The organism is Kitasatospora sp. NPDC001309 (assembly GCF_042896295.1).
Classification (GTDB): Bacteria; Actinomycetota; Actinomycetes; order Streptomycetales; family Streptomycetaceae; genus Kitasatospora.
The window spans coordinates 45,773-55,173 of sequence record NZ_JBIAXC010000060.1; the positions used below are offsets into that span (position 1 = coordinate 45,773).

At 70.1% G+C, this 9,401-nt stretch carries 7 protein-coding genes; all 7 read left to right on the forward strand.

The window, feature by feature from the left end; all coding sequences use genetic code 11:
- Positions 1-442 precede the first annotated feature (442 nt).
- The 7 genes from ACFY2K_RS38595 (at position 443) to ACFY2K_RS38625 (ending at position 9,079) form a co-directional block, all read left to right on the forward strand.
- On the forward strand, positions 443-2,650 hold the full coding sequence (locus ACFY2K_RS38595) for a polyribonucleotide nucleotidyltransferase (protein WP_375896078.1): 2,208 nt from the start codon (positions 443-445) through the stop codon (positions 2,648-2,650).
- Between the two features lie 118 nt (positions 2,651-2,768).
- The gene (locus ACFY2K_RS38600; protein ID WP_375896080.1) at positions 2,769-4,121 is read left to right on the forward strand and encodes a M16 family metallopeptidase; all 1,353 of its coding nucleotides are present in this window, start codon (positions 2,769-2,771) and stop codon (positions 4,119-4,121) included.
- Positions 4,122-4,150: 29 nt separating this feature from the next.
- On the forward strand, positions 4,151-4,897 hold the full coding sequence (dapB, locus tag ACFY2K_RS38605; RefSeq protein WP_380529296.1) for a 4-hydroxy-tetrahydrodipicolinate reductase: 747 nt from the start codon (positions 4,151-4,153) through the stop codon (positions 4,895-4,897).
- 25 nt (positions 4,898-4,922) lie between these two features.
- Positions 4,923-5,381, forward strand: a complete 459-nt coding sequence (locus tag ACFY2K_RS38610) for a hypothetical protein (protein ID WP_375896085.1) — start codon at positions 4,923-4,925, stop codon at positions 5,379-5,381.
- Positions 5,378-6,109 (forward strand): FAD-dependent thymidylate synthase, encoded by a 732-nt coding sequence (gene thyX / locus ACFY2K_RS38615; protein ID WP_375896087.1) that lies wholly within the window; start codon positions 5,378-5,380, stop codon positions 6,107-6,109. The genes ACFY2K_RS38610 and thyX overlap by 4 nt, the downstream gene beginning before the upstream one ends.
- A 213-nt stretch (positions 6,110-6,322) precedes the next feature.
- Complete coding sequence (dapA, locus tag ACFY2K_RS38620; RefSeq protein ID WP_380529294.1) at positions 6,323-7,222, forward strand: 4-hydroxy-tetrahydrodipicolinate synthase; 900 nt, start codon at positions 6,323-6,325, stop codon at positions 7,220-7,222.
- Positions 7,223-7,393: 171 nt separating this feature from the next.
- The gene (locus tag ACFY2K_RS38625; RefSeq protein WP_375896092.1) at positions 7,394-9,079 is read left to right on the forward strand and encodes a ribonuclease J; all 1,686 of its coding nucleotides are present in this window, start codon (positions 7,394-7,396) and stop codon (positions 9,077-9,079) included.
- Positions 9,080-9,401: the final 322 nt, after the last annotated feature.

The window sequence follows — 9,401 nt, forward strand, 5'->3', positions numbered from 1 at the left end:
GGCGGCTCCCCACACCGGGGAGCCGCCCCTCGCGCGTATGCCGCGGCGGGTTCGAACGCGGCACCCTGACATAACAACTCGCGCGCACCTCCCCAGGTGGCCGAGGATTGCACCGTAGGGTTGTGGGCATGCCGGGTGATGGCGCAGGAGCGCCACCCGGGCAGCAGACCCAAACCCCCCGCGGGACGAAGGCTTCAAACGGAAGCCGCCCGCATCCGAGAGAGCGTCCAGACGCGGACCGCCCGTCCCGGCCCGGCAGCCGTGAGGCGCCGGTCCTCGGTAGTGGCCCCCGGAACCCCCGCCGACGAGCGGGGCACCCCGGAGGCTTCGATCGAAGACCGGCCCGACTGCCGCCCTCCCTGGCAGGAGGGCCCCAGGGCCAGCCCGAGGCAGTGCGCGGGGACGCTCTCCCGGAGAACGTACGAAAGAGGAGATCTTCCAGGTGGAAGAGAACGTGTTCTACGCCGAGGCCGTGATCGACAACGGTTCCTTCGGCACCCGTACCATCCGCTTCGAGACCGGCCGTCTGGCCCGTCAGGCCGCCGGCTCCGCCGTGGCCTACCTCGACGACGACACCATGGTGCTGTCGGCCACCAGCGCGTCCAAGCAGCCGAAGGAGCACTTCGACTTCTTCCCGCTGACCGTGGACGTCGAGGAGCGGATGTACGCCGCCGGCCGCATCCCCGGCTCGTTCTTCCGTCGCGAGGGCCGGCCCTCCGAGGACGCGATCCTCACCTGCCGCCTGATCGACCGCCCGCTGCGCCCGTCCTTCGTCAAGGGCCTGCGCAACGAGGTCCAGGTCGTCTGCACGATCATGGCGCTCAACCCCGACCACCTGTACGACGTGGTCGCCATCAACGCCGCCTCCGCCTCCACCCAGCTGGCGGGCCTGCCGTTCTCCGGCCCGATCGGTGGCGTCCGCGTCGCGCTGATCAAGGGCCAGTGGGTCGCCTTCCCGACCCACAGCGAGCTGGAGTCGGCCGTCTTCGACATGGTCGTCGCCGGTCGCGTCCTGCCGGACGGCGACGTCGCGATCATGATGGTCGAGGCCGAGGCCACCGACAAGACCATCAAGCTGGTCGAGGGCGGCGCCGAGGCGCCGACCGAGGACGTCGTCGCCGCCGGTCTGGACGCCGCGAAGCCGTTCATCAAGGTGCTGTGCGCCGCCCAGTCGCAGCTCGCCGCCCAGGCCGCCAAGCCGACCGCCGACTTCCCGGTCTTCCTGGACTACCAGGACGACGTCCTGGCCGCGCTGACCGCCGCCGTCAAGGACGAGCTGGCCAAGGCCCTCACCATCCCGGGCAAGCAGGAGCGCAACGCCGAGCTGGACCGCGTCAAGGCGGTCGCCGCCGAGAAGCTGCTCCCCGAGTTCGAGGGTCGCGAGAAGGAGATCAGCGCCGCCTACAACGCGCTGACCAAGAAGGTCGTCCGCGAGCGCGTCATCAAGGACAAGGTCCGCATCGACGGCCGCGGTGTCACCGACATCCGCACCCTGGCCGCCGAGGTCGAGGCCATCCCGCGCGTCCACGGCTCGGCCCTGTTCGAGCGCGGCGAGACCCAGATCCTGGGCGTCACCACGCTGAACATGCTCCGGATGGAGCAGCAGCTCGACACGCTCTCCCCGGAGACGCGTCGCCGCTACATGCACAACTACAACTTCCCGCCGTACTCGGTCGGCGAGACCGGCCGCGTGGGCTCGCCCAAGCGTCGCGAGATCGGCCACGGCGCCCTCGCCGAGCGCGCCATCCTCCCGGTCCTGCCGACCCGCGAGGAGTTCCCCTACGCGATCCGCCAGGTCTCCGAGGCGCTGAGCTCCAACGGCTCCACCTCGATGGGCTCGGTCTGCGCCTCGACCATGTCGCTGCTGAACGCCGGTGTGCCGCTCAAGGCCGCCGTCGCCGGCATCGCCATGGGCCTGATCTCCCAGGAGATCGACGGCGAGACCCACTACGTCGCGCTGACCGACATCCTCGGTGCCGAGGACGCGTACGGCGACATGGACTTCAAGGTCGCCGGTACCCGCAACTTCATCACCGCGCTGCAGCTCGACACCAAGCTGAACGGCATCCCGGCCTCCGTGCTGGCCGCCGCGCTCAAGCAGGCCAAGGACGCCCGCCTGCACATCCTCGACGTGATGAACGAGGCCATCGACTCGCCCGACGAGATGTCCCCGAACGCGCCGCGGATCATCACCATCAAGATCCCGGTGGACAAGATCGGTGAGGTCATCGGCCCCAAGGGCAAGATGATCAACCAGATCCAGGAGGACACCGGCGCCGAGATCACGATCGAGGACGACGGCACCATCTACATCGGTGCCGCCGACGGCCCGGCCGCCGAGGCCGCCCGCACCACGATCAACCAGATCGCCAACCCGACCATGCCGGAGGTCGGCGAGCGCTACCTGGGCACCGTGGTCAAGACCACGACGTTCGGCGCGTTCGTGTCGCTCATGCCGGGCAAGGACGGCCTGCTGCACATCTCGCAGATCCGCAAGCTGGCCGGCGGCAAGCGCGTCGAGAACGTCGAGGACGTCCTCGGCGTCGGCGCCAAGGTGCAGGTCGAGATCGCCGAGATCGACCCGCGCGGCAAGCTCTCCCTGATCCCGGTCGTCGAGGGCGAGGAAGGCGGCGAGGCCGCTTCCGAGTGAAGCGCCGCTAGCTGACCCTTGCGGCCCGTACGCCTCCCGGCGTGCGGGCCGCACCCTGTTGTCCACGCGTTCGTCCGTACGTGCCATTCCACGTGCGTTTCCTCTGGAGGTACCCCCCGTGGCCCAGGCCCCGGCGGTAAAGCAGCGTCCCGGCTCCACCCGGACCCTGCTCAAGGGCGTCGACGGCGCCGGCACGGTGCGCCGCACCGTCCTCCCCGGCGGCCTGCGGGTCGTCACCGAGACCCTGCCGACAGTGCGCTCCGCGACCTTCGGCATCTGGGTCGGCGTCGGCTCCCGGGACGAGACCCCGCAGCTCAACGGCGCCACCCACTACCTGGAGCACCTGCTCTTCAAGGGCACCGAGCGGCGCAGCGCGCTGGACATCTCGGCGGCCCTGGACGCGGTCGGCGGCGAGATGAACGCCTTCACCGCGAAGGAGAACACCTGCTACTACGCCCGGGTCCTGGACACCGACCTGCCGCTGGCCATCGACGTGGTCTGCGACATGCTCACCGGCTCGCTGATCCGCGCCGAGGACGTCGACGCCGAACGCGGCGTCATCCTCGAGGAGATGGCGATGGCTGAGGACGACCCGGGTGACGTCGTCCACGACCTGTTCGCCAAGGTGATCTTCGGCAGCGGCCCGCTCGGCCGCCCGATCCTCGGCACCCAGGAGACCATCAAGGCCCTCACCCGGGACCAGGTCGCCGGCTTCTACCACCGCCGCTACCGCCCGGAGAACCTGGTCGTCGCGGCGGCCGGCAACCTCGACCACCGCAAGGTCGTCAAGCAGGTCCAGGAGGCCTTCGCGCCGGTGCTGGCCCGCTCCACCGCGGCGCCCGCCGAGGCCCGCCGCGGCGTCAAGGCGCTGCGCACGGCCGGCCGGGTCGAGGTGCTCAACCGCTCCACCGAGCAGGCCCACCTGGTGCTGGGCGTGCCCGGCGTGCCCCGGCACGACGAGCGCCGCTGGGCGATGGGCGTGCTCAACGCGGCCCTGGGCGGCGGGATGAGCTCCCGGCTGTTCCAGGAGGTCCGGGAGAAGCGCGGCCTGGCCTACTCCGTCTACTCGTACTCCTCCTCCTACGCGGACAGCGGCCTGTTCGGCATCTACGCCGGCTGCCAGCCCAAGCGCGTCGAGGAGGTGCTGCGGATCTGCCGCGAGGAGCTCGCCAAGGTGGTCGCCGACGGCATCACCGAGGAGGAGCTGCAGCGCGCGATCGGCCAGATCTCCGGCTCCACCGTGCTCGGCATGGAGGACACCGGCTCGCTGATGAACCGGATCGGCAAGGCCGAACTCAGCTACGGGCACCACCTGTCGGTGGACGACATGCTGGCGCGGATCGCCGCGGTGACCCTGGAGGACGTCCACGCGGTGGCCCGTGATGTGCTGGGCGCGTACCGGCCGTCGCTGGCGCTGATCGGGCCGGTCAACGACAAGCGGGCCGCCCGGCTCGCCGATCTGCTGGTCTGAGGATTGTCCCCCCGGAGAGGAACGTCGCTATGACGCTGCGTGTCGCCGTGATCGGTGCCAACGGACGGATCGGCTCGGAGGCGGTCAAGGCCGTCGAGGCCGCGCCGGACCTGGAGCTGGTGGCCACCCTCGGCCGCGGCTCCAGGCTGGAGGAGCTGACCGAGGCCGGTGCCCAGGTCGCCGTCGAACTCACCCACCCGGACTCGGTGATGGGCAACCTCGACTACTGCCTGCGCCACGGCATCCACGTGGTCACCGGCACCACCGGCTGGACCGACGAGCGACTGGCCACCGTCGAGGGCCTGTTGGCGCAGGCCCCCGACCTCGGCCTGCTGATCGCGCCCAACTTCTCCATCGGCGCGATCCTCGGCATGAAGTTCTCCCAGCTGGCGGCGAGGTACTTCGAGTCGGTCGAGGTGGTCGAACTCCACCACGACCGCAAGGCCGACGCCCCCAGCGGCACCGCCACCCGCACCGCCCAGCTGATCGCCGCGGCCCGCGCCGAGGCCGGCCGGCCGAAGCAGCAGGACCCGACCACCCACAGCCTGCCCGGCGCGCGCGGCGCCGACGTGGACGGGGTGCCGGTGCACGCCGTACGGCTGCGCGGCCTGCTCGCCCACCAGCAGGTGATGTTCGGCGACACCGGCGAGACGCTCACCATCCGGCACGACTCACTGCACCACAGCAGCTTCATGCCGGGCATCCTGCTGGGCGTGCGCAAGGTCGTCGAGACCCCGGGGCTGACCTTCGGCCTCGAACACTTCCTGGACGTGTGACCGTGGTGAACCCCAGGAGCGCGACATGACCTCCCGTACCGGTTTCTTCGTCCTGTCCGGCGTACTGCTGCTGGTCGCCCTCCTCTGCGTGGGGGAGGGCGTCCAGCTGGTCGCCACCGGAAAGCCGCTCGGCATCGGCATCGGCCTCTGCGCCTTCGTGATCCCGGTGATCGGCATCTGGTTCCTGCGCCAGACCGTCCGCTTCGGCCGGGCCAGCGAGCAGCTCGCCCGGGAGCTGGAGGCCGAGGGCGGCCTGCCGGTGGACGAGCTCCGGCGCACCGGCGGCGGACGGATCGACCGGGCCTCGGCCGACGCGGTGTTCACCCGCCGCCAGGCCGAGGCGGAGGCCGCGCCGGGCGACTGGCGGGTCTGGTTCCGCCTCGCCGTGGCCTACGCCGACGCCGGCGACACCCCGCGCGCCCGCAAGACCATGCAGCACGCCATCAAGCTGCACAGCACCGAACCCGCAAGGAGTAACGCGTGAGCGACGAACCGACGGCCCCCAGCTTCCGGAGCGACGTGACGGTGGAGCTGGTCCGCAGCGCCGCCGCCGATTCGGACGTCATCTGGTCGGCCCGGGTGTCGACCGCGGGGGAGCAGTCCCTGGAGGCGCTCCAGCAGGACCCGGAGAAGTCCAAGGGCCTGATCAACTTCCTGATGCGCGACCGGCACGGCACGCCGTTCGAGCACAACTCGATGACCTTCTTCATCAGCGCGCCGATCTTCGTGTTCCGCGAGTTCCACCGGCACCGCAGCGGCTGGTCGTACAACGAGGAGTCCGGCCGCTACCGCGAGCTGGAGCCGGTCTTCTACGTCCCGGGCACCGACCGCAAGCTGGTCCAGCAGGGCCGTCCGGGCAAGTACGAGTTCCACGAGGGCACCCCGGAACAGCACGGGACCACCACCGGGGCGATGGAGGCCGCGTACCGCGAGTCCTACGCCCGCTACCAGGAGATGCTGGCGGCCGGCGTGGCCCGCGAGGTGGCCCGGGCGGTGCTGCCGGTCGGCCTGTTCTCCTCGATGTACGCGACCTGCAACGCGCGCTCGCTGATGCACTTCCTCTCGCTGCGCACCCGGCGGGAGAACTCGGCGGTGCCGTCCTTCCCGCAGCGCGAGATCGAGATGGTCGCGGAGCGGATGGAGGAGCAGTGGGCCCAGCTCATGCCGCTCACCCATGCGGCCTTCGAGAAGCACGGCCGGGTCGCCCCCTGACCTGGGACGACAGGCATATGGGCAGAGTGTCGGGCATGTCTGGATTGCGGCTTTTCTAGCCGCTCCCTACATTCGTGACCACGGATCCCGGTGCTGCCCGAACCCCCGAGCGGGCAGCACCGGGATCCCATTCCCCGCCCCTGGCCTGCTCACCTGTCCGAACCATGGACCGGCATGGGTACCGCCCCACCGCCTACGAGTAGCTTTGGACGCATGGCTCCGACCTCCACCCCCCAGACGCCGTTCGGCCGGGTACTGACCGCGATGGTCACCCCGTTCACCGCCGACGGCGCGCTCGACCTCGACGGCGCCCAGCGCCTCGCCACGCACCTCGTCGACTCCGGGAACGACGGCCTCGTCGTCAACGGCACCACCGGTGAGTCCCCGACCACCAGCGACGCCGAGAAGGCCCAGCTCGTCCGCGCCGTGGTGGAGGCGGTCGGGGACCGTGCCCACGTGGTGGCCGGGGTCGGCACCAACGACACCCACCACAGCGTCGAACTGGCCCGCCAGGCGGAGGCGGCCGGGGCGCACGGCCTGCTGGTCGTCACGCCGTACTACAACAAGCCCCCGCAGGAGGGCCTGTACCGGCACTTCACGCAGGTCGCCGACGCCACCGGCCTGCCGGTCATGGCGTACGACATCCCGGGCCGCAGCGGGGTCGCGCTGAGCCACGAGACCCTGGTCCGGCTCGGCGAGCACCCGCGGATCGTCGCCAACAAGGACGCCAAGGGCGACCTCGGCGCGGCGGCCTGGGCGATCGCCCGCTCCGACCTCGCCTGGTACTCCGGCGACGACATCCTGAACCTGCCGCTGCTGTCCGTCGGGGCCGCCGGCGTGGTCAGCGTCGTCGGGCACGTGGTCGCCGGTGAGTTGAAGGCCATGATCGAGGCCTACCTGGCCGGCGATGTGGCCAAGGCCACCGCCGTCCACCAGGGCCTGCTGCCGGTGTTCACCGGTATGTTCCGCACCCAGGGCGTGATCCTCACCAAGGCCGCGCTGGACCTCCAGGGCCTGCCCGCCGGGCCGCTGCGCCTGCCCCTGGTCGGCGCGACGTCCGAGGAGATCGACCGATTGAAGCAGGATCTCGCCTCCGGCGGGGTACACCTGTAGCAGACACAGACGTGCGCGCCCCGGCTCGCCGGACCCGACCGGGTCCGCCGCTGGACCGGACCGAAGGCGCGAGAGCACAGACCCAGTAGGAAGAACGACACTGAGTACGCACGCCATATGTCTCCAGGGGGAGGACCCCGGGCATATGGCGTGCGTCGTGAGGAGAGTCTTTTGAGCCACCCGCACCCCGAACTCGGCGCGCCCCCGGCCCTCAAGGAGGGCGCCCTCCGCATCACTCCGCTCGGCGGCCTCGGCGAGATCGGCCGCAACATGACGGTCCTCGAGTACGGCGACCGCATCCTGATCATCGACTGCGGCGTCCTCTTCCCCGAGGACGAGCAGCCCGGCGTGGACCTGATCCTCCCGGACTTCAGCTACATCCGGGACCGCCTCGACAAGGTCGACGGCATCGTCCTCACCCACGGCCACGAGGACCACATCGGCGCCGTCCCGTTCCTCCTGCGGGAGAACCCGGACATCCCGCTGATCGGCTCCAAGCTGACCCTCGCCCTGATCGAGGCCAAGCTCGCCGAGCACCGCATCCGGCCGTACGTGCTGGAGGTCAAGGAGGGCGAGCGCGAGCGCATCGGCCCCTTCGACTGCGAGTTCATCGCGGTCAACCACTCCATCCCGGACGCCCTCGCCGTGGCGGTCCGCACCCCCGCCGGCATGGTCGTGGCCACCGGTGACTTCAAGATGGACCAGCTGCCGCTGGACGGCCGCCTCACCGACCTGCCGACCTTCGCCAAGCTGGCGGAGGAGGGCATGGACCTGCTGCTGGTGGACTCCACCAACGCCGAGGTCCCCGGCTTCATCCCGCACGAGCGCGACATCTCGGCCGCGCTGCGAAACGTTTTCGCGAACGCCGACAAGCGCATCATCGTCGCGTCCTTCGCCAGCCACGTGCACCGCATCCAGCAGGTGCTGGACGCCGCGCACGAGTACAAGCGCAAGGTCGCCTTCGTCGGCCGCTCGATGGTCCGCAACATGGGCATCGCCCGTGACCTCGGGTACCTCAAGGTCCCCGGCAACATGGTCGTCGACGTCAAGCAGCTCGACGACCTGCCGGACAAGGAGGTCGTGCTGATCTGCACCGGCTCCCAGGGCGAGCCGATGGCGGCGCTGTCCCGGATGGCCAACCGCGACCACCAGATCCGCATCGTGGAGGGCGACACCGTCGTCCTGGCGTCCTCGCTCATCCCGGGCAACGAGAACGCCGTCTACCGCGTGATCAACGGCCTGACCCGCTGGGGCGCCAAGGTCGTGCACAAGGGCAACGCCAAGGTGCACGTCTCCGGCCACGCCTCGGCCGGCGAGCTGCTGTACTTCTTCAACATCTGCAAGCCGCGCAACCTGATGCCGGTCCACGGCGAGTGGCGCCACCTGCGGGCCGCCGCCGAGCTCGGCATCGCCACCGGCGTGCCGCGCAACCGCGTGGTCATCGCCGAGGACGGCGTCTGCGTCGACCTGGAGAAGGGCGTCGCCCGGATCGTCGGCAAGGTCCGGGCCGGCTACGTCTACGTCGACGGCGCCTCGGTCGGCGACATCACCGAGGCCTCGCTCAAGGACCGCAGGATCCTCGGCGAGGAGGGCTTCATCTCGGTCTTCGTCGCGGTCGACACGACCAACGGCAAGCTGGTCGGCAGCCCGACCATCCAGGCCCGCGGCTCCGGCATCGACGACAACGCCTTCGTGCCGGTCGTCGCCAAGCTCCAGGAGGCCCTGGACCGCTCGGCGAGCGACGGCGTGCTGGAGCCCCGCCAGGTGCAGCAGCTCGTCCGCCGGACCATCGGCAAGTGGGTCGCGGACAACTACCGCCGCCGGCCGATGATCCTGCCGGTCGTCGTCGAGGTCTGAGCCCCGCTCCAGACCCTCGTCCGGCCCCGCTGAGGCTGGTTTGACGTGGGGCGACCCGGTGCGTAATGTTCTCCGGGTTGCCCCACGGGACGAGCCCCAAGGAAGTCCTCGAATACGAATGCGAATTCGAGAACTACCGGGAAAACGAACCGAGAAACTCTGGTAGAGTTCGGGAGCGCCGAAAGGCAAAAGCCAAATCGGATGAATGAAACTCCGAAAAACGGAGCGGAAAACATCTGATAAGCTTGAAACACGAAAGAACGAAGCGCCCGGAGGGCCCGCTGGAAGGCGGTCCGAAGGAAGCGTCCGTTCCTTGAGAACT

Excerpts from the sequence above, each read along its gene's own strand:
- dapB (WP_380529296.1), top strand. The coding sequence starts at position 4,151 with ATGACGCTGCGTGTCGCCGTGATCGGTGCCAACGGACGGATCGGCTCG.
- ACFY2K_RS38610 (WP_375896085.1), top strand. The coding sequence starts at position 4,923 with ATGACCTCCCGTACCGGTTTCTTCGTCCTGTCCGGCGTACTGCTGCTG.
- dapA (WP_380529294.1), top strand. The coding sequence starts at position 6,323 with ATGGCTCCGACCTCCACCCCCCAGACGCCGTTCGGCCGGGTACTGACC.